Here is a 558-nt window from a genome sequence, read left to right on the forward strand (position 1 = left end):
GTCCTTTGTTTAGACAGGGAGTTCTATTCAGTAGATGTGTTTGAGTTCTTGCAAAATAAAAAGATTCCTCATATAACTCCTGTTGTAAGAAGAGGAAAGAAGATAAAAAAGATGCTTATCGGAAGGAAGGCCAGGAACGCACAATACACGATGGAGAACTCAGAAAAAAAGAAGATTCATCTGAATATTGTTGTTGATGTAAAGTATCTGAAAGGTAAAAGAGGTAAAAACGGATGTGAAAACCTTGGATTTGTTGTTTATGGAGTAAAATGGTCTCCCCGAAAAGTTAGCACAGTATATCGAAGAAGGTTTGCTATTGAGTCCTCGTACAGGATGAGAAATATTGTAAGACCAAGAACTTCTACAAGAAACGTTACGACAAGATACTTTTTTGCATTGATATCATTTCTACTAAGAAATATGTGGCTCTATCTTCAGAAAAAGCATTTTACGAAAGTAAAACAAGGGCCACAGACCATTGATGAGGATAAGTTCAGGTTCGATAGATTTGTTCTCTTAATAGAGGATTGGCTTAGGAGAAAATTGAGGATTCAGTTG

General features: G+C 35.8%; 1 pseudogene. It reads left to right on the plus strand.

What is annotated here, in order from left to right:
- A pseudogene (locus tag KDK67_RS14200) lies at positions 1–558 on the plus strand (ISH3 family transposase); the annotation flags it as partial.

The organism is Methanococcoides seepicolus (assembly GCF_023684405.1).
Lineage (GTDB): Archaea > Halobacteriota > Methanosarcinia > Methanosarcinales > Methanosarcinaceae > Methanococcoides > Methanococcoides seepicolus.